We start from the raw sequence: 23132 nt of genomic DNA on the forward strand, positions 1-23132 counted from the left end.
GTGGAGACGTCTGGGACCGAACTTGCCTCGCCAGGTGGCCCAGGCGCTATAAACCTTTTCTACGGTTTTGCTGTTGGTATGATTCATCATTGTCGTCATCGAGGTTGGCATAGATATTGGCGAAGTACCATTCCACGCCCGTTGCTTCGCGGAAGGCGTCGAAAGGACCGTTGACGTTGTAAATGCCGTGGTGGCCCGGCACGCTGAAGGTCAGATTGCCTTCATATTGGCCGTCCATGGTGCCGCCAAGCTGCTTTTGCACGTCGTACTCGAGCTGGTCGACCGCGGACTGGCTCACGGCGTCGGCATCGTAGATCTTGATGCAGAAGTTGCCGCCGCGCTTCAATACTTGGGCAGGGGAGAGCGGGTTGGCGATGTTTACGATGTCGCCGCGCGCCAGGTTCAGGGCCAAGCCGGGTGACGCCAGCAGTTCGAAGACGTGCTCGTCAATCTGGCGCGCCGGCAGAGTTTCGTACGTGGGGCCGTCGGTGTCTTCGTCTGCCAGTACGCGGATGTGTGGTATGCCTTTACAATTGATATTTTCCATTAACTCTTTCATATTGCTGGTACGCTGCGGTGCGGGTCGCGCCAGCTAAATAGATAGGACAATATTGTGCAGGCTGCATGAAGAACGACATTTCCTTATCATTTGTCGCATTCACTCATCCTGAAGTTTTGTCAAACCGTCTACTCCAAGGAATGCAAATTTTAACAAAACTGGAAAAAGCGCTGGGACTTAAACAGCCGAACGGCTCGGATGCCGAGCAAGATATCCTAATCCTGGCCCTGAAAGGAAAATGTGCCGGCGACACTTATTATCACAACATGGATCAGTCGGTTTTTGACAGCGCTATGGAAGGTAACGAGGAGGAAGATTTTTATCACTTCTATGTTCGGCAGAGAACGATAGGTATTCAAGCGTTCAAAAAAGAAGTAGAAAACGATCTCTCGACTCTGTCTGGATGTCAGCTTCATGCCATCGTCCAGCATCATAATTATGATAGTGGCATATGGCTTCTAACGCAGATCATAGCGCAAGCAAAGTGTGAATTTGCTACAGCGCTGTGCATCTATTGGGCCAATCAACCGGGCGATCACTATGCACGATACAAGACACTCGATCTTGCTTGCGAGGACATCCATGCTCTATCCCATGCGAATGCCGTGTTGCTCAATAAAATCGAATACAAGACAAAGCTGGGAATATTTGCACAGATCCTTCCCATTCCAGACGTTGCTTGTTTCCTGGATCGCAAGCCAGATTATTCAGTGAAACCATTGATAAATATTCCAGTTGAACTCCGTGTACACTTGTGAAGAATAAAGCTTGGGCTACAGGCTGGGCTTGCGGGACCAGCCCGCCCAGAATCCTCCCCTTGCTTTTTTGACTCCAGTGCACGCTCATCATCAACACCAGCACGATCTCCCGGCCTGTCCCAACATCAGGATAGATCCACTGCTACCGTTCGCAAACTCTACACAGAGCTCTCATCAGTTTTCGACTGAGCAAGCTTTCACAGCACTCAACACATCAGTCTGAGCCTGAATGGTAGAGCGGCCCCGTCCTCGCTTCGGTTCTGAAAAATTCCACCATATGTCACTTGCCTGTCCAAAAGTACTGTGTAAAAATACAGTGTCAACTTTCAAAAAGGACATCTCATGATCAGAGGCAGTTGCTGCTGTGGCTCAGTAAAGTTTGAACTGGCGTCTCCCCCGGGCATGATGGGCATGTGTCACTGTTCTCGTTGTCGGAAGGCCGGCGCGAGTGCCTTGGCCTTCGTTGATAAGAATTCATTTACCTTGCTGGAGGGGCGAGAATTTATTCAGCGATATGAGCCAGAGGCTCCCTTTAAATATGCAAGAACTTTTTGTAAAAACTGCGGGACTTCTTTGGGGGAAATTGGTTCAGAAAATGATTCGTTTCCGATATCAGTTAACTGCCTGGATGATGACCCTGAGGTCAGCATACAATTTCATGTGTATGTCGGCTCCAAGCCCGTATGGTATGAAATTTGTGATAATGCAAAACAGTTTCAGGAAAGTCCTGCATAATAAAAAAGCCAGTCATTTGACTGGCTTTTTTATTGCAATCTTGATATTTCAAGCAATTTCGATATTCCTTTTTTGTCAGGATGGACCCTCCCGCCATACCCTCGTGAATGTCGCAACCCTGTCGTCAAATCCCTCGAAACCCAGTTCCATCAATTCCTCATGCGTGGCAAAAACCGATAGCTGATTTATACAATGCTGCTGTTCAAATATTGGGCACTGAATTAAGCAGATGAAGTTTTTTGGCTACGCAATGAATTGAATTGTCTTCGACCACCTACTCGCTATAACTGGCATCGGAATAGGATGCGTATGACATGGAGTATACAGCTGCCGCATGCGCATAGGCGAAAAATCCAATAATTCGGCGAAAAACGTTGAAAGACCTGACTTTTTCAATGGAATGTGAGATATTTTTAATTGATGCGTTCAATGTTGTGGTGTGGAACGTAGTCGTGATAGATGTATGATTTTTCAGAAAATACAAATCGACATTGCCAAATTGAAATATTTTTGTCGGCAGTTTCGTCCGCGGCTCAAAATAAGCGGTGTCACTCAGGAGTTTCCTGGAATAACTGTGGCGCGTTGTGGACCCTTGGCGATTGGCACAAACACTTCCCATTTATGTTGTATCGTGGGCTTTACAGTCTTGGCGCAGCTCACCGCAACATTTGATCCAGACAGGCCACGGCTCTTCGGAACCCATTCCACACGCAAAGATACCGCGCATTTCGTCACCAGAATCTTCCGGTTAGGCTCCAAGACCCGCCACCGTGTTCCGTTTTTGGAATTCTCTGCTGCCATGAACTTTACTGCAGCATCCCTGATCTCAAATAAGCCATGTATATCACCGCGTGTCCTGTCCTCGTCAAGCGTGGTCGCGCGCGCCGATGAGACGCCAGCAACAAGAAAAATGGCGGCGACAAAGGAAGCGTACATGCGTCTATTCAAACGTAACGGTGCCAACATATTTACAATCCTTGCCAAGTCTGTTCGATATCAGATAGAGATATGGGAGCTTCCATATTTCGAGTGTGTGCATTGTCACACAAGCTGCCGACAGCTTGCTCGTTTGCTGGCAGGATTGCCTCACGCATGTTGACTCTGCCTTCACACCCTTGCGAATGCAGGAAGGATGGAACTGCCACGTCTACAGTCAACAATCCCGGCTCCAGCGTTTTTGTTCTCCACTGGTGAGTGCGTAGTTTTCGTGGCACGATGAGAAGTTCATCGGGTTCTCATTAAACTGACAAGACGCACATGGCTTTTACTTTTCACCCGCTCTCCGATATTGCCAATGAAGAATGGCTCGTTCTGTTGAATCACTCGGACGTCATCCGCCACATGCCGCTCGCCACCGAAAGCTGGGATGCGCACGCTGTGATGGAATGGGCGAAAGGCAAGGACGCGCAGTGGCAAGCAAATGGCTATGGGCCGTGGGCTATCCGGATTGATGGCGCGTTTGCCGGCTGGGGCGGTTTTCAGAAGGAAGGGCGCGAAGCTGACCTGGCACTGGTATTGCTCCCCGCGTTCTGGGGGCATGGTCCTGCGCTGTTTCGCCGGTTCATGCACCGCCGGCTGGAACTGGGTATTGGCCCGGTCAGTATCCTGCTGCCGCCCAGCCGCACTCGCGTCAGGGGGCTTGCAAGAATCGGCTTCGCATTGGATTGCGAAGTGGAGTATGAAGGCCAATGTTTTTTAAAGTTCCGGGCAATTGACTGAAATACAGGTGCGTGGTGGGGACGGGAAAAGCCCTCATCCCCCGCAACTGCCATACTATGAATACGCCGACATGAGCGATACTTGTCGAAACAGGCTGCGGCCATATCATGGGTATAGCACGCCCAAGCGCGCTTACCTCCACCTTTGAAACCATGAAAAACATCACCGTAGAATATCGTCACAATTTCCCCCTTGATCCGGTCGATGTCGTCCGTGTTTTCGATCAGTCTGGAATCAAGCGCCCCACCGACAATCTCCCGAGAATCGCGCGCATGTTCGCCGCGCCTTGCCTCTTGCTGTCGGCGTGGGTGGATGGGGAGCTGGTAGGATTGGCCCGGTCGTTGACCGACTATGCGTATTGCTGCTATCTGTCGGATCTGGCCGTCAACAAGCATTACCAGGGCTTGGGAATCGGCAAGGAACTTGTCAAGCGCACCCAGGACATCATCGGCGAGGAAGTGTCCTTGATACTGCTCTCCGCCCCGGACGCCATGTCCTACTATCCGACGCTCGGTTTTGAGCATGCCGGCAATGCCTACGTCATTCGGCGCAAACATTGAGCGACCGTTTTTAACAATTCCCGCACCTGATGAAACCCGTCTATACCCTCGTCGAAGCCTTGGCAAAAGATCCCGGCCGCGTTGCCAAAACTCAGTCCCTTACCCTCGACAGTACCAGGCCCTACATGGGCCTGAAAGGCAGCCATGGCCTGTTCGCTTCCGCAGCCTGGTGGAAAAGCATCGAGGCCAAGCGCCTCCCGATGCAAACCTTGACGGGCATCATCGAACGAACGTATTTTGCGGGGCAGGACAGCCGCCGTGGCGATCAAGTCAACAGCGTTATCTTGCGCCTGGCGGATGGCTCGACAGTGGACGAGAGCATCTACATGAACGACAAACAGGACATCAAGCTGTTCGTGCCTGGCGCCATGGTGACGATGATCTACGCGCTGGATGAGCTCAAGGCACAGCCAGCCGCCGACGGCGGTGTCAATGTGGCGCGTATCGTGCTGGAAGTGGCCATCTCCGTCAGAAAAGATAAAGAGTAGGGGACGGTGCCATGCCGATGCTCCACTATCTGCATAAGCTTGATACTGGACAAGTTTTTAGCTGAAATTGGTTTGACCGCCCACCGCGCCAGGTCTAGAGTCATCAACAAGACCCAACCGACCCCGGCGCCCACACCATGGCCAAGCCTTTTCCCTTGAACCCCAAGAATCCCGAACGCATCTGCTGGGGCTGCGACAAGTATTGTCCGCCGGACGCCATGCGCTGCGGCAATGGTTCCGAGCGCACGCAGCATCCGATCGAGCTGTTTGGCGAGGGCTGGAATGACTGGGGGCTGGCGGCGGCCGACAAGGTCGACAAGGCCGACAAGGACGAGAACCCGCCCTGACGGCAAGCGCAGCGCGCGGCGCGCCGCTACAATCTCTTCATCGCGTCCGAGCTGAGGAGTCTCCATGCAAGAAGCCCTGTCCCGCTGGCTGGCAAGTAGCGCCGGCGATTACACCCTGGCCGAACACCCGGCCGTCCACACCATCGATGAGGCGCTGATCCACGTGCCAGCCATGCCTGGCCTGATGGTAAAGAACCTGTTCGTGCGCGATGAAAAGGGCCGGCGGCATTTTCTCGTCATCGTGCCTTTCGACAAGCGCATCGACCTGGCGGCGCTGGGGCGGCTGTTGCCGGCCAGTAAGCTGAGCATGGCTTCGCCTGAACGCTTTCTCCAGCATCTGGGCATCACGCCGGGGTCCGTCAGCCTGTTTGCGCTGATCCACGACAGCGCGCAGGCGGTGGAACTGGTGCTGGACCAGGCCGTATGGGAAGCTGGTTCTGTGCAAGCCCATCCCTTGCGCAATACGGCCACGGTGGCGCTGTCGCATGCCACCCTGGTCGATTTCCTCGCCCATACTGGACACGTACCCCGCATTCTGAGCGTGCCGGCAGCTGATTAAACGCGTTGTATCAATGCCCGGCCACGGACGCGCCGCCGCTGCGCCGTCCCGGCCGGAAGCCGTGCGCGCGGGCCGACCAGGCGACGAGGAGCGCCAGCACCAGCAAGCTGACCATTGCCCACGGGAAGGCGTCCGCGCCCCACGTTTCCAGCAGGGCGCCGCCCACCACGCCCGCGGCCGCAATCGCGCCATTCCACGCCACCACGTTCATCGACAAGGCCACGTCGGCGCCACTGCCTGCCGTGTCGGCCAGCGCCGTCTGCAACAGCGTTGCCGCGCCGCCAAAGGACAAGCCCCAGACGGCCATGCCCAGGTAGATCACAAAGGGGACGTGCGCTGCGACGCCCAGCACGAAGGCCGTCGCGGTGAACACGGCCAGGCTGGCCAGCACGGTGGCGCGCAAGTGGCGCTCGACCAGCTTGCCCGTGATCCAGATGCCAGCCATGGCGGCGGCGCCGAAGACGAGCAGCACAAGATCGACCCGCTCCGTCAATCCGGCCGGCGCCACGAATGGGGCGATGTAGGTGTAGAGAATATTGTGTGCCAGCATCCAGGCGATGACGACGGCCAGCACGGGGCGCACGCCCGGCGTCGTGAAGACGCGGCGCAAGGGCAGGCGCTCATGGACGGACTGGCCCGGGTAGTCCGGCACCTTGGCCAGCACCCAGGCGATGAGGATCAATGTCAGTGCGGAAATGATCCAGAACGCGGCGCGCCAGCCGACGAGCGAACCGAGCAAGGTGCCCAGCGGCACGCCCAGGGACAGGGCGACCGGTGCGCCCACCATGGCCAGCGCCAGGGCGCGGCCTTGCTGGTGTGGCGCCACCATGCGCCGCGCATAGCCGGCCAGCAAGCTCCACGCCAGTCCGGCCGCCATGCCGGCAAAGAAGCGGGCCGCCAGGGTCAGCCAGTAGTGCGACGACAGGGCCGTGACGGTATTGAACACGAGAAAGCCGATGATGGTCAGCAATAGCACGTTGCGGCGGCGCCAGCCGCGCGTGGCGATGGTGAGCGGAATGGCTGCCAGCAGGGAGCCGAGGGCATAGGCCGTGACCATTTGCCCGGCCAGCGCGGCGCTGATGCCGAGTCCAGAGCTGATCTGCGGCAGCAAGCCGGCGGGCAAGGTTTCCGTGACGATGCAGATAAAACCTGTCATGGCCAGGGCCAGCAGGCCGGCGACGGGGAGGCGGTCGGCCAGCGCGGGGCTGGCTCCGGTGGTGATAGTGGCGAGATTCACGGCAAACATCCTTGTAAAGAGATCAGGCGCAGGAGCGCCCCTGACCGTCGTTGCGGTACATATGTATCGATCGGTATAAATATAGGCGATGACGTGCCGCGTTGTCAATGACTTCTGTATCGAGTAGTATGTAAGTAAATGAGGAGGAGCGAAGGATGGCGCAAATGGGACGGCCGCGCACGTTCGACCGGCAGGCAGCGGTCGAGCAGGCCATGTTTTTATTCTGGCAGCAGGGGTATGAATCAACGTCCTTGAGCCAGCTCAAGGCGAGCCTGGGCGGCGGCATTTCCGCGCCCAGTTTTTATGCGGCGTTCGGCTCGAAGGAAGCGCTGTTCCGCGAAGCGGCGCAATGCTATCTGGACACGTTTGCCCGCGTGACGGAGTGCCTGTGGGATGATAGTCTGGCGCCGCGCGCGGCCATCGAGCTGGCCTTGCGCCAGTCGGCCAGCATGCAGTCCGAGCCGGGACATCCGCCCGGCTGCATGGTGGCGCTCGGCTGCATGAGCGCGCCGACGACCGAACACGCGGCCGTGGCCGCGCCCCTCACGCAATCGCGCGCCCGCACGCGCGCCGGCTTCGTGCGCTGCGTCGAGCGGGGCATGGCCAGCGGCGACTTGCCTGGCGATATGGATGCCGTGGCGCTGGCGTCCGTCTTCGACAGCTTTCTGTCGGGCGTGGCTATCCAGGCCCGCGATGGCGTAGGCTACGCCGTGTTTGACTCTGCCATCACGCAAATCATGCGCGTGTGGGATGCCAACCGCTTGGCAGCCTAGGCCGTAAAGCGGAACTCCAGCACATCGTCGCCATACTTGTCCGTCTCGCCCGTCGCGGTCCAGCCCAGGTAGCGGTAAAAACCGTAGGAGCGCGAGGCGGGGTCGTTGGAGCAGCCGAGGAACAGCCGTTGGTGGCCTTGCGCGCGCAGTTCCGTCATCACCAATTCCAGCAAGGTCTTGCCGATACCTAAGCCTTCGAATTCCGGCAGCAGGGCCAGGACGATGATTGCGCCCGTGTCGCGCTCGCCAAAGCAGTAGCCGACCAGCTGGCCGTCGTGATGGCAGACCTGGCCAGGCAGGCTGCCCGAGCGCATCATTTCGGCCCAGGAGTCGGCCGTGATGCCCACTTCCGCCAGGCGTTCCGCGGGAATGGCATTTTGCCGCGTCTTGCCGCGCAAGTCGATGAAGGCGGGGGTGTTTTCCGCCTTGGCGGGATGGAACGTAATCGATGTTGGGTGTGTCGTCATGTATTTGCTCGATGGTGTGGGATGAATGGCGGGCAGGGCAGGATAAAAATCATTCCCAGGGTTTGCGCATGATTTTCGCGTGACGCTGCCAGTCAACTACTTTTGTATTCTCGATGGCCTGCTGGCCCGGGTTGCTGCTATCGATGATTTCATCCTTGACGATGATCAAGTCGTTTTTGTCATTCAAGCGATATTCCCGATAGCGCTCGCAATCCTGTTCGCGCCGCGCGGTGGCGATTAATTTGCTGGCCCGCCACGCATAGCTGTCTTCATAAAAGCATTGCGCCGCGCAGCCGCAATTGGGGATGCCGCCTTCGATTCTTTGATCGTTCATGCCGATATCCAGATTTGGAATGGCTGATAATGGCTTGTTGAAACGGTATTGCTTCGCTGGCGCATCCCACAGCCACACATCGGAACAGCGGATGCGCCCCTGGCTATCCGTGTAGCCCGTGACCCACAGGTCGGCATGGCCGTCAAAATCCATGTCCAGCAGCAGCGCGTGCAAATTGCCCGTGCCGCTGCTGCTGCAACTGCCATTGATCCACTGCTTTCCGATTTTCAGCCGGTACGTCTGTTTTTCATCGTGATTCGCATAACGGATATCGGCCGCTTGCCACACTTTGCCTGTCACTGCTTTATCCAGATGCAAGGTGCCAGCATAAACCGAGGTGGAAATCAGGGATAAAAGCAGAGCAATCAGTTTCATGGCGATATTCGTGGACGGGCGTTGGGGCAAATGCCCCGATTGCATCAGGCGGAGAGTGATCATACTGCAGGATTTGGGCAGTGCGCCACACCATTCCCTATCGTGTATTCTGCGCGGAACGGTGCTGTGTACAATGCCAAAAATCCATGAACAAGGAATTCTTATGACATCCTCTCCCGAATCTTTGAATGAAGCGGGCATCCTCGCTTATAACGACGGCCATCATGCCGAGGCATTCAAGCAATTCGATGCGGCCGCGCGCACCGGCGATCCGGCCGGCCAGCATTTATTGGCCAGCCTGTATTACCAGGGCCATGGCGTGACGCAAGATTTGCCGAAAGCGGTGGAATTGTTTACGGCGGCCGCGCAGGCGGGTTTTCCGCCATCGCTGGCCAATCTGGCCCTGATGTATGCGAGCGGCGATGGCGTCGCGCAAGACATGGCGCAATCGCTCGCGTATGGCCGCCAGGCGGCCGAGGCGGGCGATGGCCAGTCGCAATTCAACCTGGCGCAGGCTTACCGCAAGGGCGATGGCGTACCGCAAGACTTTGCCGAAGCGGCGTTCTGGTACAAGCAGGCGGCCGAAGCCGGTTCCCTGTCGGCGCAGAATGAATATGGCTTGCTGTACGCGCAAGGGCAGGGCGTGGAGCTCGACTACGTGCAGGCGTATGCGTGGATCGCCATGCCGGCCGAGGCAGGCAGCGTGCAATCGATCAAGAACCGCGACCAGTTGCTGGAAATCCTCACGCCGTCACAGCAACTGGCGGCGCGCGCGCTGGCCGCCGAGTATGCGGCGCAGTATGGCGTCAATCCCCACTGAACGACGATTTCCCCGGCTGCTTGCTGAGCGCACCCGCCGCGTCGAGTTCATAGCTGTCGAAATCGCGCGCCAGGAACAGTTCGCCCGAATAATGCAGCCGGGCTTCCGCTTCCAGCTCGGCCATGCCGTCCGCATTGTGGTAGCGGGCGCTGAAGTGGGTGAGGATCAGGTTCTGCAGGCGCACCGCTTCGGCAAACTGCGCCACGCGCTGCACGGAACTGTGCGTGGGGCCGGGCCCCACTTTCTGCAGCATCGCTTCCGTGTAGGTGGCTTCATGCACGAGCAATTGCGCATCCGCGCAAGCCTCCGCCAGCAACGCTGGCGTGTCGTTGTCGCCGCCGATCACCACCGTGGCGCGCTGCGTTTCCACCTGGCGGAAAGTGGCGGCGTTCAATACCGTGCCGTCGTCCAGGACCGTATCCTGGCCCGCCTGCAAGAGTCCCCAGGCGGGACCGGACGGCACGCCCGCTGCCTGCAGGGCTGCCTTGTCCAGCTTCCATCGGCTCGTTTCCAGTGCGAAACGATAGCCGACGCTCGGGGCGCGGTGCGACAGCGCATGGCGCGAGACGGTCAAGCCCGCTTCCTCGTACACCACTGGCGCGCTGTCCACGTCGATGTGGATCAGCGGATACGTCAGGAACAGTTCCGTGTGCAGCAGTGTCGCGTCGATCCAGGCCTTGATGGCGGCCGGGGCGATCAGCAGCAGGGGCTTCTTGCGCCCCGTCATCGAGGCGCTGGCCAGCAAGCCCGGCAGCCCGTAGCTGTGGTCGCCATGTACGTGGGTGATGCAGATGCCCACCAGGTCGTGCACGGACAGGGGCAGGCGCTGCAGCCGGTGCTGCGTGGCTTCGCCGCAATCGATCATCCACCAGTCGCGGTTGTGCGTCGTTTGCAGGGCCAGCGACGTGACGTTGCGGTGGCGCGTGGGCACGCCGGAAGACGTGCCGAGAAAAGTCAATTTGAACATGGGCGCATTATGCGGCAAGCCACCGCCGTTGCCAACGCGCCAGTCTTCAGCCTGCCAATGGCGCGCTCAATTTGTCCTTGTAGATGCGGCCGTTCTTCATGATCAGCAGCAGGCTTTCTTCCGGCCGGGCGAGAAAATCGAGATTCTTCGCGGGGTCGCCATCGGCCACCAGCAAGTCGGCCAGCGCGCCCGCGGCCAGGCGGCCCAAAGTGCCCGGGTAGGGCGAGCGCTGGCCGGACAGGGCCAGCAGTTCGCCATTTTGCCCCGTCGCCTGCGCCAGCAGGGTCAACGGGTCGTAAAAGCGCGTGAGTTTCGCCAGCTGGCGGCCCTGGGTGGGCGTGTTTTTCGCGTTGAACAGGACGTCCGTGCCCCAGCCCGTCCTGATGCCGTACTTTTGCGCCAGCGCATACGCCTTCACCGTGCCCTCCGAGACAATGGCCTGGCTGGCCTTGCGCGCCGCATCGGGGTAGACATTCGCATCCGCGTCTTGCAGGAAAGGCTGCAGGCTCCACCATGTGCCCGTGTCGCGCATCATGCGCACGGAGTCGTCGTCGGCCAGCTGGCCATGCTCGATGCTGCGCACGCCTGCGCGGATGGCCCGCTGTATGCCTTTCGGCGTGTAGACGTGGGTCATCACATACGTGCCCCAGTCGGCGGCCGCTTCCACGCCGGCGCGCAGTTCGCGTTCCGAATATTGCGTGCTGTCGAGCGGGTCGTACATCGAAGCAACGCCGCCGCCCGCCATCATCTTGATTTGCGTCGCGCCTAGCATCAATTGTTCGCGCACGCGGCGCAGCACTTCCGCCTCGCCATCGGCGATCATGGCCATGCCCGCCGTTTCCGCCATGCCCAGCGGCGCATTGGCAGCGCGCGGGATGTCCGAGCGCAAACGGAAGTCGCCATGGCCCGAGGTTTGCGAAATCATGGCACCCGATGGAAAGATGCGCGGACCGTCGACGATGCCTTCATCGATGGCGCGTTTCAATGCAAAGGCGGGGCCGCCAGGATCGCGCACGGATGTAAAGCCCCGCAGCAGGGTGCGCTGCGCTTCCTGCGCCGCCACCAGGTACAGATAGCCGACGTCGGACGTCATGGCCGTCACCTGGTTGATGGCGGCGAGCATGGTGTGCCAGTGGGCGTCGATCAGGCCCGGCATCACCAGCTTGCCCTGGCAATCGATCACTTGCGCGCCGTCCACCTTCTCGCCGGCCGGCAGCAGGGCGGTAATGGTCGGGCCCGTCACCAGCACGTGGATGCCGGAGCGGGGCGCCTTGCCCGTGCCGTCGAACAGGCGCAGATTGGTCAGCAGCAGGGGGCGCTGGGGCGTTTGCGGCTGCTGGGCGATGGCGTTGCCGGTGGACAGGCCGAGGCCGACGAAGGGTGCCAGCATGGCGGCCGCGCCGCCGAGAAATTGCCGGCGCCGCATGTCGGCCATCACCCGCTGGTGCAAGATGGTAAAGACGGTGCCGCCGCAGTCGCAGGCGCGCGGCTTCAAGCCGCCCGTTTGCCATGTATCCATCAGATGCTGCTCTTGTGCCTGGGCCATCGACGCCATCCTTTCATCGTTGCCGCGCCAGGAGAGTGGCCGCAGGCAAAGTTAATAATAGGAAACTATTCCCATTGAAAGCCCGCAGCGTCGGCAAGTCAAGCGTGCACTTGCTTTACAGCAAAGAATGCAGCATCTGCCGTTAAAGGTACATGCTAAGGTGCATGCTGGCCGCCATCTTCCCCGTCGCCGGCCGTGTAATCGACAAAGCCGTCGCGGCGGCAAAAGCTGGCCAGCTGCATGCCGGCCTGGCGCGCGATGCGGATGGCCAGCGAGGTGGGCGCCGAGATGGTGGCGACGAGTCCGATATGCATGCGCGCCGACTTGCGCACCAGTTCATAGCTGGCGCGGCTGGACAGGAAGACGAAGCCGTCGTGCATGGCGATGCGGTGCAGGGCCAGGTAGCCGATCAGCTTGTCCAGGCCGTTATGCCGGCCCACATCCTCGAACACTTTCACGATGGCACCTTCGGCCGTGCACCAGGCGGCCGCGTGCACGCCGCCCGTCTTGTGCATCAGCTCCTGGTACGGCAGCAGTTCGCGCGCGGCGCGGCCGAGGATGGCGCTGCTGGCGACCAGCGGCGGCAGGGGACGCGTGATCTTTTCCGGCACCAGGTCCAGCAGGGCCAGGCTTTCGATGCCGCACACGCCGCAACCGGTGCGCCCTGTCAGCGCGCGGCGGCGGGCCTTGAGCTTGATCAACTCCGGCTGCGCGATGGTCAGCCGCACTTCCGCGCTATCCTCGCCGCAACACACATCGAGGTCGTAGATGTCGCGCACGCTGCCGACGATGCCTTCGGTCAAGGTAAAGCCGACGGCGAATTCCTCGAGGTCGCGCGGCGTGGCCATCATTACCGCGTGGGCGATGCCGTTGTAGACGAGGGCCACGGGATACTCCTCGGCCACCATGTCGCGGCCCGCCGTGGCCACGCCCCCCTGGTGGCGCACCATGGGGACGTCCAGGTAACCGTCGCGTTCGATGGTGGTGATGCCGATATCGCATTCCATGATTTTTTCCTCCGGTTAATTGATCTGATAGCGCGGGCAGGGCCGTATCGACGGTGGCAGCGGGTCGCCATGCAATTCCAGCAGCGAGCGTTCCGTTTCCCGCGTCATGGCGTTCAGGGCCAGGCAGTTGGGCGCCAGGCCGAACGGTTCGGCGATCTGCTGCGCGATGGCTTCCAGCGCAAACAGGGTGTAGGCGACAAAGACGGAAATGAGGGGCGTGGCCACGCCGATGGCGTCCACCAGACCCAGCGGCAGTAAAAAACAGTACATGTAGACGGTGCGGTGCACCAGCACGCCGTATGGATATGGAATTGGCGTGTTCTTGATGCGCTCGCAACCGGCCACGGTGGCGGCCAGGTCGTTGAGCTGGGTGTCTAGCATCCACAGCAGCTGCGTCTGGCCCGGCTGACGTTGCACGGCGTCGTGCAGCATCGCCCGCACCGTGTGCAGCACGGCGACGGGCTTGAAGGCGATGCCCTGCAAGCGCTGCACTTCTTCGGCCGGCAGGTAGCGCGCCAGGTCTTCCTGCGGGTCCGTCTGGCGCAACTGGTGCTTGAGCGCGTAGACGAAGGCGATCAGCCGGTTCATCAGCAACTCATGGTCCAGGCCGCTCGTTTCCCGTGGCAGATACGTGATCGCCTGCGAAGCCAGGGCCCGCGCGGCGATCAGTAATTGCCCCCAGATATGCCGCGCCTCGACAAAGCGCGCATAGCTGGCGTTGTTGCGAAAGCCGAGAAAGATCGCCAGACTGATGCCGACCATGGGAAACGGCGCCGTATCGAGCGGAATCTTGACGCCGAAGATACGGCCATCCGTCAGCAAGGCCAGCGAACTGACGACCAGCATCAGCAGCAATTGCGGGATGATGGCTTGCAGCACCGAGCCATCCCAGACGAACAGCATGCGAAACCAGTTGGTGGTGGGGCGGATAATCATGATGGAATGCGCATGCCGTGATGCCGGTTAATGTTTCCGGGGCACGACTTTGCCCTCGAAGACGTAGTATTGGAACAGGTTGTAGCCGATCATGATCGGCAGCATGGAACCCATGCCGATCAGCATGAAGATCAGGGTCGGCTCATCGGATGCGGCCGCCGAGATGCTCAGCTTGCCCGGCACGAGGTCGGGGAAAAAGCTGATGGCCAGGCCCGCGAACGAGGCCAGGAACAGCACGATGGCACCGCGGAACGGTCCGCGCACGCCGTTCACATGCACGGCCCACAGTATGTAGATGAAGGCGCTGGCGGCGATGGCGGCCAGGGCCAGCAGCACGCCGAACACGCCCGGCTGCGCCCAGCGGTCGTGGCCGATGGCGCTGAAGACCATGGTGCCGGCCGACAGCACGATGGCGGCCGCGACCGTCGCCAGCACGCTGGCCGTGGCATAGCGGCGCGCCGCCGCTTCCAGCTGGCCGCCCGTCTTCTTGATCAGATAAGTGCTGCCCAGGAGGCAATAACCGGCCACCACGCCCAGCGCCGTGCAGGCCGTGAAAATACCGCTCAGCCAGCCCGGCTGCAAGCCCGTGATGACCTCGCCCAGCACCACGCCTTGCGCCACGGCGGCCAGCAGGCTGCCCACGCCGAAGATCACATCCCACAGGCGCTTGTTGCCGGCCGCATGGCGGAACTCGATCGAGGCGCCGCGCATGATCAGGCTGGCGATCAGCAGCATGATGGGAATGTACAGCTGTTCCAGCAAGGTGGCATAGGCGCTGGGAAAGGCGCCGAACAGGGCGCCGCCCACCACCACCAGCCAGGTTTCGTTGGCGTCCCACACATGGGCGATCGATTGAAAGATCAGGTTGCGTTCCTGTTCGCGGCGGGTGAACAGGCTGAGGATGCCCACGCCCAGGTCGAAGCCGTCCGTGACCACGTAAAAGATCAGCATCAGGCCGATCAAGCCGAACCAGGCATTGCCCAGCATGGCATGCGAATTCATATCCATTACACACTCCTCGTCAGATAGCGGCGCATTTCAATACCCCGCGGCATGGGCGGCGCCCGGCAGCGGCAGCGCCACGTCCGGGCCTTGTTGCAGCCATTTCTTGGCAAACACAAAGAAGGTGACGAACAGCACGATGTAAAACACGAAGAACATCAGCATGCTGCCGGCCACGGCGTGGGCCGCCACGTCGGAGACGGCGTCGCGCGTACGCAGCAGGCCATACACGACCCACGGCTGGCGTCCCACTTCGCGCACGATCCAGCCGCACTCGACGGCGATATACGGCAGCGGTATCGTCAGCACCCAGGCCAGCAGCAGTGTGCGCTTGCGCACGAACTCTTCCACGCGCCCGCCCACCTTGCGCCAGGCCACGAAGGTCCAGAACGACAGCAGCACGAACCACATGCCGATGCCGGCCATGGCGCGGAAGGCGTAGTACAGCAGCGGCAGCATGGGCGGCTGGTCTTCGCGGGCGATGTCGGCCAGGCCCGTGATCTTGCCCGTGGCGCTATGCGTGGCAATCACGCTCAGCATGCCGGGCACTTCGATGGACCAGTCATTCTTTTGCTCCGCCTGGTTGGGCCAGGCCAGCAGGGACCAGGCCGCCCCTTCGCCATCGGGATTCGTGTGCCAGTGGCCTTCGATGGCCGCGCCCTTGGCTGGCTGGGTCTTGAAGACGTCGACACCGCTCGAATCGCCGAGCCACACTTGCAAGGGTGCGATGATCAGCAGCAACATCAGCGCCAGCTTGAACGAGCGGGCGAAGAAGGCCGGTTCGCGGCGCTTGAACATATACCAGGCGGAAATGCCGGCGATGACGAACAAGCCCGTTTCCACGGCGGCCACCCACATGTGGCCCACGGCCCAGGCCATGTCGGGATTGAAGATGGCGGCCACGTAATCGGTGACGATGATCTTGCCGTCCGCCACGCGCACGCCGGCCGGCGTCTGCATCCAGGAATTGGCGACCATGATCCAGAACGAGGATATGCTGGACCCGAGCGCCACCATGCCGGTGGCAAACAGGTGCACGCCCTTCGGTACGCGGCCCCAGCCGAACATCATGATGCCGATGAAGCCCGCTTCCAGCATGAAGGCCATGGCGCCCTCGAAGCCGAGGATGTTGCCGATGAACTGGCCGGAATGGTGCGAAAACGGCGCCCAGTTGGTGCCGAACTGGAATTCCAGGGGAATCCCGCTGACGACGCCGACGGCAAAGTTCAGTACCAGCAGCTTGCTCCAGAAGCGCGCGTGGCGGTAGTAGACTGGGTCGCTGGTGCGCAGCCACAGCGCCTCGACAACAAACAGGAACAGCGACAGGCTGATCGTCAAGATGGGCCACAGGATGTGGAAGATGGCCGTCATCGCAAATTGCGCGCGCGACAGGTCCAGGGTATCGAAACCGAACATGGCGTTCTCCTGTTCAGCTGACTGCGGCCGAAGGCGACAGCAGCACGGGAATGGATTTGAAGGTCGGTGTGCGCGAGCCTTCGCCCACGCTGTCGAGCGGCACCAGCGGATTGGTTTCCGGGTAGTAGGCGCCGATGCAGCCGCGCGGGATGTCGTACTCGACCAGCAGGAAACGGTCGGCGCGGCGGGCTATGCCGTCATCCCACACGCCGATCAGGTCGACCCAGTCGCCGGCCGCAAAGCCTAGCATGGCCAGGTCGTCCTTGTTGATGAAGACGACCCGGCGCTGGCCGAACACGCCACGGTAGCGGTCGTCCATGGCGTAGATGGTCGTGTTGTATTGGTCGTGCGAACGCGTGGTCATCAGCACCATCAGGCGCTCGCCATATTGCTGGCGCGCACGGTGGATCGGCGTATCGAGTTCGATGGCGTTGACGAGGAATTGCGCCTTGCCGCTTTGCGTCTTCCACACGCGTTCGCGCGAGGCAATTTCCAGATGGAAGCCGCCCGGTTTGGCCACGCGCAAGTTGTAGTCGAAAAAGTCGTCGAACACTTGCTCGATGGAATCGCGCAGCAGCGCATAGTTACCGGCATAGCGCAGCCAGTCGATCTTTTCGCTGCCGAGGGTCGCTTGCGCCATGCCGGCCACGATGGCGATTTCCGAGCGCAGATTGGGTGAGGCGGGCTGGTTCATGCCGAACGAGATATGCACCATGCTCATCGAGTCTTCCACCGTCACGCCTTGCGCCACGCCCGCCTGCACGTCGATCTCCGTGCGTCCCAGGGTGGGCAGGATCAGCGCATCCTTGCCGTGCACCAGATGGCTGCGGTTGAGCTTGGTGGCGATATGCACGGTCAGGTCGCACGAACGCAGCGCATCCCACGTGCGCGGCGTGTCCGGCGTGGCCATCGAGAAATTGCCGCCGAGCGCGACAAACACTTTGACCTTTTTCTCCAGCATCGCTGCGATGGTGCCGACGGCATCGTAGCCGTGGTGGCGCGGCGGCTCGAAGTTGAAGACCAGGCCCAGGCGGTCGAGGAATTCCTTGGTCGGCTGTTCCTCGATGCCCATGGTGCGGTCGCCCTGCACGTTCGAGTGGCCGCGCACGGGGCACAGGCCCGCGCCCCGTTTGCCGATATTGCCGCGCATCATCATCAAGTTCGACAGGATTTGCACGGTGGCCAGCGAATTCTTGTGCTGCGTCACGCCCATGCCCCAGGTGGCGATGACGGCCTTGCCCTTCACATAGATTTGCGTGAGCTCTTCGATCTTGTCGCGCGCCACGCCCGATTCGGCAATCAGCAAGTCCCAGCTTTCGGCGCGCAGGTCGGCGGCGAAGGCGTCGAAGCCCGTCGTGTGTTCGGCGATGAAATCGCAGTCGAGCACGCGCTCCTGGCCGTGGGCGATGGCCTCGTCATCGAGCTCGACGACGCGCTTGGCCATGGCCTTGATCAGCGCGAAGTCGCCGCCCAATGTCGGGCAGATGAACAGCGAACAGATGTTCGTGCTGCCGCCCGTCAGCATTTCCAGTGGATGCTGCGGGCTGGTGAAGCGCTCCAGGCCCCGTTCGTGCAATGGGTTGATGGAAACGATGGTGGCGCCGCGGCGCGACGCTTCGCGCAATTCGCCCAGCATGCGCGGGTGGTTGGTGGCGGGATTCTGGCCGAACAGCAGCAGGGTGTCCGCATGCTCGAAGTCGTCCAGCAGCACCGTGCCCTTGCCGATGCCGACCGTTTCCGGCAAGCCGCGGCTGGTGGCTTCGTGGCACAGGTTGGAGCAATCGGGGAAGTTATTGGTGCCGTAGGCGCGCACGAACAGTTGATACAAAAAGGCCGCTTCGTTGCTGGCGCGGCCAGACGTATAGAAGGCGGCCTGGTTCGGGTCGTCCAGCGCGTGCAGGTGGTGCGCCACGAGGGCGAAGGCGTCGTCCCAGGAAATGGCCTGGTATTTGTCGCTGGCGGCGTCGTACACCATGGGGTCCGTCAAGCGGCCATGTTGCTCCAGATCATAGTCCGACTGCTCCATCAGTTCGGTGACCGTGTGCTCTTCGAAAAATTCCGGGCGCACGCGCTTGCTCGTCGATTCGGCGGCCACGGCCTTGACGCCGTTTTCGCAGAATTCAAACGTCGACGCGTGTTCGCGGTCGGGCCAGGCGCAGCCGGGACAGTCGAAACCGTCGGGCTGGTTTTGCTCGAACAGGGAGCGGTAATTGCCTGCGCTGACTTTTTCCTTGAACAGATTGATGGCCACATACTTGAGGGCCCCCCAACCGGCCGCGGCATGGGTGTAGGGCGCGATGCGCGCGTCGGACTTTGGCTTGCTCATGATGACTCTCCTGGTGATGTGCGATGGGACAATCACATGGTAGGGGCGGCGGACTGCCCCGTAGGCGCACAGTTCCGGACAAAAAAACAGAGTACAGATGGCAAGATGACGATGCCGGTCGCGCCGGCGCCGGCCGTGATCTATGATGTGGACAAGGAGAAAAAACATGCAAAAGGAAGAAGGAATCGATGCGGCGCTGATCGCGCTGCTGGCGCTGCTGTGGCAAGCGCGCCAGGAGGCGCCGGTGAAACCATGGTCGCTGGCCAAGCTGGCCAAGCGGGCGGGAGTACAGATGAGCACTTTGCTGCGCCAGCTCAATGCGCTGTCCAGCGCGGGACTGGTGGTGGTCGCCACGGCGGAGAGCGGCGGCGGCAGCGCGCTACTCAGCGCGGCGGGCGAGGAACTGTGCGCCAGCGTCTTTACTGCACCGCCAGCGGAATAGATCGCGTCTGTACTCTATCGGCTGGCGCCGGACTGTACCTCTTTGCCTGCTCCCATTCGTCCTATGCTGGACACAGACGAATGCACATCAAGGGGAAGCACAATGAATACCATCATGTATCCGCAGCCAGCGCTCCGGCAGCCAGACTATAGTGAGCCATGCGTGGACATGCTGGGCCGCCCCCTGACGGACTTGCGCATTTCCGTCATCGACCAGTGCAATTTCCGCTGCACCTATTGCATGCCGGCCGAACTGTACCCCAGCGATTACCCGTTTCTTCCCTCCAGCGAGCGCCTGTCCTTCGAGCAGATCGAAACCATGGCGCGCGCCTTCGTGCGCCTCGGTGTCGACAAGATCCGCATCACTGGCGGCGAGCCGCTGCTGCGCAAGAACCTCGAACGGCTGATCGAAATGCTGGCGCGTCTCACCACGCCGGACGGGCGCGCCGTGAGCATCGCGCTGACGACGAATGGCAGCTTGCTGGCGGCCAAGGCGCGTTCGCTGAAGGATGCGGGCCTGGAGCGGGTCACCGTCAGCCTCGACAGTCTTGACAACGGTATTTTCCAGCGCATGAATGGCGTCGATTTTCCTGTCGAGAAAGTGCTGCACGGTATCGAGGTGGCGCAAGCCGTGGGCTTGACTCCCGTGAAGGTCAACATGGTCGTGCAGAAAGGCGTCAACGATAGCCAGATCGTCCCGCTGGCGCGCCACTTCCGCCACACGGGGGTGATCCTGCGCCTGATCGAATTCATGGACGTGGGCGGCATCGGCGCCTGGTCGCGCACGCACGTCGTCACGTCCGAGGCGGCGCGCGCGCTGATCGCTGCCGCATTCCCCCTCGTGCCGCTGGGCGAAGGCAAGCCTGTCCTGCACGAAACGGCCAGCCGCTACCGCTACCTTGATGGCGGCGGCGAAGTGGGTTTCATTTCCAGCGTGTCGCAGCCGTTCTGCGGCGACTGCAGCCGCGTGCGCGTGTCGTCGGACGGCAAACTGTTTACCTGCCTGTTTGCCCACGACGGCCTCGACCTGCGGCCCCGGCTTGACTCGGTGAAAGGACTGGAAGCCCTGCTGCGCCAGCACTGGCAGCGACGTGGCGACCGCTACTCGGAAGTGCGCGGCGCGCTGGCCCAGGTTGGCGGGCGCAAGCAGTATCCCACCGTGCGCATGTCGCTGGTGGGCGGGTGACGGGACTGCGTGAAATGCCTACAGGAATTCGGTGATGAGCTTACCGAGCAGAATAATGGCTTGCTCGACGCCCACGCTCCACGGATAACTGTAGTTGAGGCGGATGCAATGCTTGTAAGCCTGGCTGACGGAAAACATGCGGCCCGGACCCACCGTGATCTTGCATTCCAGCGCGCGCCGGTACAGCTGCATGGAATCTATATTGCCGGGCAGCTCCACCCACAGCACGTAGCCGCCCTGCGGGTGCGAGATTTTCGTGCCGGCAGGAAAGAAGCGCAGCACGGCGGCCGCCATGATGCGCGCTTGCTGGGCATATGCCTTGCGGGTGCGGCGCAGATGCTGTTCGTAGCCGTCGTTTTGCAGGTATTCGGCGATGGCCAGCTGGGGAAACGAGGACGTGGCCAGGGTATTGAGGAATTTGAGCTCTTCCACCTTGCCCCGGTAGCGTCCGGCCAGGGCCCAGCCCACGCGCTGCGCCGAACTGAGGCTCTTGGAAAACGAGGAGCAGTGCAGCACCAGGCCCTTGCGGTCGTACGATTTGAGCGAGGACGGATGGGCATCGCCGTAATACAGTTCGTTGTAGACGCCGTTTTCGATGGCGGGCACGTCGTGCTGCTCCAGCAGCTGGTACAGGGCCCGCTTGCGCTGGTCGGACATCTGGAAGCCCAGCGGATTCTGGAAGTTCGGCATCACCATGACGGCGGCGATGGGCTGGCGGGCCATGATGTCGGCCAGCGCCTCGATGCTGATGCCGTCGTACGGATCGGTGGATACTTCCACCACCTTCATGCCCAGCCGTTCGACGGCCATCAGCATGGCATAGAAGGTGGGCGACTCGACGGCGATGGTGTCGCCCGGCTTGGCCACGGCTTGCAGGCACAGGTTGATGGCTTCCGTGGCGCCCACGGTGACGATGATTTCGTCGGGATCGACGGCCAGGCCGTTCTCCATGTAGCGGCGGGCGATTTCGCGGATCAGCTGTGGGTTACCCGGCGGCAGGTCGTCCGTCACGTTCCACGCGCGGTTGCGGCGCGCCACGGCGCCCGCATACTGGTTGATGCGTTCCCAGGGAAACAGCGACGGATCGGGGTAGGGCGAGCCCAGCGGGATGGCGTCGTGCAAGCCGATCGAGCGCAGGGTCGACAGCACCAGGCGGCTGACGTGCACTTCCGCCGGCACGGGGCTGGGATGCGACGCCTGCATGCACATGGCGGGCGCGGCCGTGTCGCTGGCGCGCGGGCGCACGAAGTAGCCGGACTGGGGCCGGCTTTCTATCACGCCCATGCTTTCCAGCTTGACGTAGGCGCGCAGCACCGTGGTGATGCTCAGCTTGTGCTGCTGGCTGGTCTGGCGCACGGATGGAATGCGTTCGCCGGGCAAGAGCACGCCCTTGGCCACCAGTTGCTCGATGTCGCTGACGAGCTTTTCATACAATTTCATGCAATGGTATCCATTCTTTGATTCTTGCTCTACGTCATTGCATTATCTTCCAATTCATGGGGGAGGTATGCTTGCAATGAACGCATGTTGTCGAAATGAAACTGTCATCCCGTACTTCTGGTTTACCATCCACATAGAAAATGAAAAAAGGAATATTGGTCATGGCAATTCCACAAAGCATGCTGTCCGTCGTCGCGCGCGACGAAGTGCATTTGCAGTTCAATGTGAAGGCCGGCGTTGAACCGGAGCAGTTGTTCAGGGTGCTGGGCAAGCTGTGGGAGTCCGAGGTCACGGGCATCCTGGACCCCACCCTGAACCGCCACCATCAGTTGACGGGCGGCACGGCCAACGTGGTACTGGGATTCAAGCCCGAGCTGTGGCGCGCCGCTTGCCCGGGTTGCGTGCCGGACAATATGGCGTCGTTCGGCCAAGACCTGGTGGGCGCCAACGGCAAGATGGCGCCGGCCACCCAGCACGATTTCTGGGTCTGGATCACGCAGTCGAACGCGGCCACCCTGTACGACAGCATGCGCACGACGCTCACTTTGCTGAGTCCTTTCGCCGAGCTGGCCAGCGAGCAGGTGTGTTTTCCGTATCACAATAACGTGACGTTTGACGGCTTTGCCGACGGCGTCGCCAACCCGAATCCGTTTCGCGCCAACGGCGTGGCCATCATTCCGGACGGTGAAGCGGGCGCGGGCGGCTCCACCGTGCTGCTGCAAAAATGGCGTATGGATGTGGAACGCCTGCGCGCCTTGCCCGTGCACGCGGCGGAGCAGGTGTGGGGCCGCACCAAGGCCGGCAGCCATGAATTGTCGCCGCTGCCCGTCGATTCCCATGTGGGCCGTAACCAGTTCATCCGCGATGGCGAGGAAGTCGATATCGTGCGCCGCAATGCCAATTACGCCAATGCCAGCGAGGCGGGCGTCATGTTTGTCGGTTTCTGCAAGGACATCACGGTGACCATGGGCATGCTGCGGCAAATGTACGGCGTAGGCTATGATGGCGTCACCAAGACGGACCGGCTGCTGGATTTTTCCACGGCGCTGTCGTCGGCGATCTATTTTGTGCCCAGCATCGATGCCTTGCTGGCCGTGGGTATTTCGCCGGCGGATCCCGGCTGAGGGCCGTCCC

Annotated in this window: 25 protein-coding genes; 12 read left to right on the forward strand and 13 right to left on the reverse strand. The window is 60.9% G+C overall.

Features of this window, described 5'->3' with window-relative positions; genetic code table 11:
• Positions 1 to 46: 46 nt before the first annotated feature.
• Complete coding sequence (locus tag BLT98_RS24420) at positions 47 to 547, reverse strand: DUF4265 domain-containing protein (protein WP_092612349.1); 501 nt, start codon at positions 545 to 547, stop codon at positions 47 to 49.
• A gap of 77 nt (positions 548 to 624) precedes the next feature.
• Here BLT98_RS24420 and BLT98_RS24425 point away from each other — a divergent pair, with 77 nt between their 5' ends.
• Positions 625 to 1317 carry a DUF4274 domain-containing protein gene (locus tag BLT98_RS24425; RefSeq protein ID WP_139179368.1) on the forward strand — a complete coding sequence of 231 codons (693 nt, stop codon included), beginning with the start codon at positions 625 to 627 and terminating at the stop codon, positions 1315 to 1317.
• Positions 1318 to 1659: 342 nt separating this feature from the next.
• The gene (locus tag BLT98_RS24430; protein WP_092612355.1) at positions 1660 to 2052 is read left to right on the forward strand and encodes a GFA family protein; all 393 of its coding nucleotides are present in this window, start codon (positions 1660 to 1662) and stop codon (positions 2050 to 2052) included.
• Positions 2053 to 2604: 552 nt separating this feature from the next.
• Here BLT98_RS24430 and BLT98_RS28955 read toward each other — a convergent pair.
• On the reverse strand, positions 2605 to 3018 hold the full coding sequence (locus BLT98_RS28955) for a hypothetical protein (RefSeq protein ID WP_139179369.1): 414 nt from the start codon (positions 3016 to 3018) through the stop codon (positions 2605 to 2607).
• Positions 3019 to 3309: 291 nt separating this feature from the next.
• On the opposite strand from BLT98_RS28955, the gene BLT98_RS24435 reads away from it, so the two are divergent.
• From BLT98_RS24435 to BLT98_RS24455, 5 genes are all read left to right on the forward strand, one after another.
• Entirely contained in the window at positions 3310 to 3771 is a 462-nt protein-coding gene (locus BLT98_RS24435; RefSeq protein ID WP_092612358.1) for a GNAT family N-acetyltransferase, read from the forward strand.
• A gap of 152 nt (positions 3772 to 3923) precedes the next feature.
• Positions 3924 to 4331, forward strand: a complete 408-nt coding sequence (locus BLT98_RS24440; protein ID WP_092612362.1) for a GNAT family N-acetyltransferase — start codon at positions 3924 to 3926, stop codon at positions 4329 to 4331.
• 125 nt (positions 4332 to 4456) lie between these two features.
• Positions 4457 to 4819 carry a hypothetical protein gene (locus tag BLT98_RS24445; RefSeq protein ID WP_211615105.1) on the forward strand — a complete coding sequence of 121 codons (363 nt, stop codon included), beginning with the start codon at positions 4457 to 4459 and terminating at the stop codon, positions 4817 to 4819.
• 137 nt (positions 4820 to 4956) lie between these two features.
• Complete coding sequence (locus BLT98_RS24450; RefSeq protein WP_092612368.1) at positions 4957 to 5166, forward strand: DUF3079 domain-containing protein; 210 nt, start codon at positions 4957 to 4959, stop codon at positions 5164 to 5166.
• Between the two features lie 64 nt (positions 5167 to 5230).
• The gene (locus BLT98_RS24455) at positions 5231 to 5725 is read left to right on the forward strand and encodes a prolyl-tRNA synthetase associated domain-containing protein (protein ID WP_092612371.1); all 495 of its coding nucleotides are present in this window, start codon (positions 5231 to 5233) and stop codon (positions 5723 to 5725) included.
• Positions 5726 to 5735: 10 nt separating this feature from the next.
• Here the strand turns inward: BLT98_RS24455 and BLT98_RS24460 are convergent, their stop codons facing one another.
• The gene (locus BLT98_RS24460) at positions 5736 to 6881 is read right to left on the reverse strand and encodes an MFS transporter (protein ID WP_211615111.1); all 1146 of its coding nucleotides are present in this window, start codon (positions 6879 to 6881) and stop codon (positions 5736 to 5738) included.
• Between the two features lie 245 nt (positions 6882 to 7126).
• Between BLT98_RS24460 and BLT98_RS24465 the strand changes: the two genes are divergently transcribed.
• Positions 7127 to 7735, forward strand: a complete 609-nt coding sequence (locus BLT98_RS24465) for a TetR/AcrR family transcriptional regulator (protein ID WP_348272747.1) — start codon at positions 7127 to 7129, stop codon at positions 7733 to 7735.
• On the opposite strand, the gene BLT98_RS24470 is transcribed toward BLT98_RS24465, so the two are convergent.
• Complete coding sequence (locus BLT98_RS24470; protein WP_092612379.1) at positions 7732 to 8202, reverse strand: GNAT family N-acetyltransferase; 471 nt, start codon at positions 8200 to 8202, stop codon at positions 7732 to 7734. The genes BLT98_RS24465 and BLT98_RS24470 overlap by 4 nt on opposite strands.
• Positions 8203 to 8251: 49 nt before the next feature.
• Positions 8252 to 9112: an XAC2610-related protein gene (locus BLT98_RS24475; RefSeq protein WP_170846484.1), complete on the reverse strand. Its 861-nt coding sequence runs from the start codon at positions 9110 to 9112 to the stop codon at positions 8252 to 8254.
• Between BLT98_RS24475 and BLT98_RS24480 the strand changes: the two genes are divergently transcribed.
• A complete protein-coding gene (locus BLT98_RS24480; protein WP_170846485.1) occupies positions 9075 to 9731 on the forward strand; it encodes a tetratricopeptide repeat protein in 657 nt (218 codons plus the stop codon). The two genes, BLT98_RS24475 and BLT98_RS24480, sit on opposite strands and share 38 nt — an antisense overlap.
• Here the strand turns inward: BLT98_RS24480 and BLT98_RS24485 are convergent.
• From BLT98_RS24485 to BLT98_RS24515, 7 genes are all read right to left on the reverse strand, one after another.
• On the reverse strand, positions 9718 to 10698 hold the full coding sequence (locus BLT98_RS24485; protein WP_092612388.1) for a ribonuclease Z: 981 nt from the start codon (positions 10696 to 10698) through the stop codon (positions 9718 to 9720). The genes BLT98_RS24480 and BLT98_RS24485 overlap by 14 nt on opposite strands.
• 46 nt (positions 10699 to 10744) lie before the next feature.
• Complete coding sequence (locus BLT98_RS24490; protein WP_244517679.1) at positions 10745 to 12244, reverse strand: metal-dependent hydrolase family protein; 1500 nt, start codon at positions 12242 to 12244, stop codon at positions 10745 to 10747.
• A gap of 155 nt (positions 12245 to 12399) precedes the next feature.
• Entirely contained in the window at positions 12400 to 13194 is a 795-nt protein-coding gene (fdhD, locus tag BLT98_RS24495) for a formate dehydrogenase accessory sulfurtransferase FdhD (RefSeq protein WP_244517695.1), read from the reverse strand.
• Between the two features lie 72 nt (positions 13195 to 13266).
• Complete coding sequence (locus BLT98_RS24500; protein WP_092612394.1) at positions 13267 to 14187, reverse strand: bestrophin family protein; 921 nt, start codon at positions 14185 to 14187, stop codon at positions 13267 to 13269.
• 27 nt (positions 14188 to 14214) lie between these two features.
• Positions 14215 to 15195, reverse strand: coding sequence for a cytochrome d ubiquinol oxidase subunit II (locus tag BLT98_RS24505; protein WP_092612397.1), 981 nt, complete (start codon positions 15193 to 15195; stop codon positions 14215 to 14217).
• A 30-nt stretch (positions 15196 to 15225) separates the two neighbouring features.
• On the reverse strand, positions 15226 to 16605 hold the full coding sequence (locus tag BLT98_RS24510) for a cytochrome ubiquinol oxidase subunit I (RefSeq protein ID WP_092612400.1): 1380 nt from the start codon (positions 16603 to 16605) through the stop codon (positions 15226 to 15228).
• Positions 16606 to 16618: 13 nt separating this feature from the next.
• The gene (locus BLT98_RS24515) at positions 16619 to 18931 is read right to left on the reverse strand and encodes an FdhF/YdeP family oxidoreductase (protein ID WP_092612403.1); all 2313 of its coding nucleotides are present in this window, start codon (positions 18929 to 18931) and stop codon (positions 16619 to 16621) included.
• A gap of 166 nt (positions 18932 to 19097) precedes the next feature.
• Between BLT98_RS24515 and BLT98_RS24520 the strand changes: the two genes are divergently transcribed.
• Positions 19098 to 19373 carry a helix-turn-helix domain-containing protein gene (locus BLT98_RS24520; RefSeq protein ID WP_092612406.1) on the forward strand — a complete coding sequence of 92 codons (276 nt, stop codon included), beginning with the start codon at positions 19098 to 19100 and terminating at the stop codon, positions 19371 to 19373.
• Positions 19374 to 19487: 114 nt separating this feature from the next.
• A complete protein-coding gene (moaA, locus tag BLT98_RS24525) occupies positions 19488 to 20558 on the forward strand; it encodes a GTP 3',8-cyclase MoaA (protein WP_244517697.1) in 1071 nt (356 codons plus the stop codon).
• 18 nt (positions 20559 to 20576) lie between these two features.
• Here moaA and BLT98_RS24530 read toward each other — a convergent pair whose 3' ends face one another.
• Positions 20577 to 21998 (reverse strand): aminotransferase-like domain-containing protein, encoded by a 1422-nt coding sequence (locus tag BLT98_RS24530; RefSeq protein ID WP_070278540.1) that lies wholly within the window; start codon positions 21996 to 21998, stop codon positions 20577 to 20579.
• A gap of 161 nt (positions 21999 to 22159) precedes the next feature.
• Between BLT98_RS24530 and BLT98_RS24535 the strand changes: the two genes are divergently transcribed.
• Positions 22160 to 23122, forward strand: a complete 963-nt coding sequence (locus BLT98_RS24535; protein WP_170846486.1) for a Dyp-type peroxidase — start codon at positions 22160 to 22162, stop codon at positions 23120 to 23122.
• Positions 23123 to 23132: the final 10 nt, after the last annotated feature.

It is taken from the genome of Janthinobacterium sp. YR213 (assembly GCF_900099875.1).
Lineage (GTDB): Bacteria > Pseudomonadota > Gammaproteobacteria > Burkholderiales > Burkholderiaceae_D > Janthinobacterium > Janthinobacterium lividum.

Excerpts from the sequence above, each read along its gene's own strand:
- BLT98_RS24420 (WP_092612349.1), bottom strand. The coding sequence starts at position 547 with ATGGAAAATATCAATTGTAAAGGCATACCACACATCCGCGTACTGGCA.
- BLT98_RS24425 (WP_139179368.1), top strand. The coding sequence starts at position 625 with ATGAAGAACGACATTTCCTTATCATTTGTCGCATTCACTCATCCTGAA.
- BLT98_RS24430 (WP_092612355.1), top strand. The coding sequence starts at position 1,660 with ATGATCAGAGGCAGTTGCTGCTGTGGCTCAGTAAAGTTTGAACTGGCG.
- BLT98_RS28955 (WP_139179369.1), bottom strand. The coding sequence starts at position 3,018 with ATGTTGGCACCGTTACGTTTGAATAGACGCATGTACGCTTCCTTTGTC.
- BLT98_RS24435 (WP_092612358.1), top strand. The coding sequence starts at position 3,310 with ATGGCTTTTACTTTTCACCCGCTCTCCGATATTGCCAATGAAGAATGG.
- BLT98_RS24440 (WP_092612362.1), top strand. The coding sequence starts at position 3,924 with ATGAAAAACATCACCGTAGAATATCGTCACAATTTCCCCCTTGATCCG.
- BLT98_RS24445 (WP_211615105.1), top strand. The coding sequence starts at position 4,457 with ATGGGCCTGAAAGGCAGCCATGGCCTGTTCGCTTCCGCAGCCTGGTGG.
- BLT98_RS24450 (WP_092612368.1), top strand. The coding sequence starts at position 4,957 with ATGGCCAAGCCTTTTCCCTTGAACCCCAAGAATCCCGAACGCATCTGC.
- BLT98_RS24455 (WP_092612371.1), top strand. The coding sequence starts at position 5,231 with ATGCAAGAAGCCCTGTCCCGCTGGCTGGCAAGTAGCGCCGGCGATTAC.
- BLT98_RS24460 (WP_211615111.1), bottom strand. The coding sequence starts at position 6,881 with ATGACAGGTTTTATCTGCATCGTCACGGAAACCTTGCCCGCCGGCTTG.
- BLT98_RS24465 (WP_348272747.1), top strand. The coding sequence starts at position 7,127 with ATGGGACGGCCGCGCACGTTCGACCGGCAGGCAGCGGTCGAGCAGGCC.
- BLT98_RS24470 (WP_092612379.1), bottom strand. The coding sequence starts at position 8,202 with ATGACGACACACCCAACATCGATTACGTTCCATCCCGCCAAGGCGGAA.
- BLT98_RS24480 (WP_170846485.1), top strand. The coding sequence starts at position 9,075 with ATGACATCCTCTCCCGAATCTTTGAATGAAGCGGGCATCCTCGCTTAT.
- BLT98_RS24475 (WP_170846484.1), bottom strand. The coding sequence starts at position 9,112 with ATGCCCGCTTCATTCAAAGATTCGGGAGAGGATGTCATAAGAATTCCT.
- BLT98_RS24485 (WP_092612388.1), bottom strand. The coding sequence starts at position 10,698 with ATGTTCAAATTGACTTTTCTCGGCACGTCTTCCGGCGTGCCCACGCGC.
- BLT98_RS24490 (WP_244517679.1), bottom strand. The coding sequence starts at position 12,244 with ATGGCCCAGGCACAAGAGCAGCATCTGATGGATACATGGCAAACGGGC.
- fdhD (WP_244517695.1), bottom strand. The coding sequence starts at position 13,194 with ATGGTGCGCCACCAGGGGGGCGTGGCCACGGCGGGCCGCGACATGGTG.
- BLT98_RS24500 (WP_092612394.1), bottom strand. The coding sequence starts at position 14,187 with ATGATTATCCGCCCCACCACCAACTGGTTTCGCATGCTGTTCGTCTGG.
- BLT98_RS24505 (WP_092612397.1), bottom strand. The coding sequence starts at position 15,195 with ATGGATATGAATTCGCATGCCATGCTGGGCAATGCCTGGTTCGGCTTG.
- BLT98_RS24510 (WP_092612400.1), bottom strand. The coding sequence starts at position 16,605 with ATGTTCGGTTTCGATACCCTGGACCTGTCGCGCGCGCAATTTGCGATG.
- BLT98_RS24515 (WP_092612403.1), bottom strand. The coding sequence starts at position 18,931 with ATGAGCAAGCCAAAGTCCGACGCGCGCATCGCGCCCTACACCCATGCC.
- BLT98_RS24520 (WP_092612406.1), top strand. The coding sequence starts at position 19,098 with ATGCAAAAGGAAGAAGGAATCGATGCGGCGCTGATCGCGCTGCTGGCG.
- moaA (WP_244517697.1), top strand. The coding sequence starts at position 19,488 with ATGTATCCGCAGCCAGCGCTCCGGCAGCCAGACTATAGTGAGCCATGC.
- BLT98_RS24530 (WP_070278540.1), bottom strand. The coding sequence starts at position 21,998 with ATGAAATTGTATGAAAAGCTCGTCAGCGACATCGAGCAACTGGTGGCC.
- BLT98_RS24535 (WP_170846486.1), top strand. The coding sequence starts at position 22,160 with ATGGCAATTCCACAAAGCATGCTGTCCGTCGTCGCGCGCGACGAAGTG.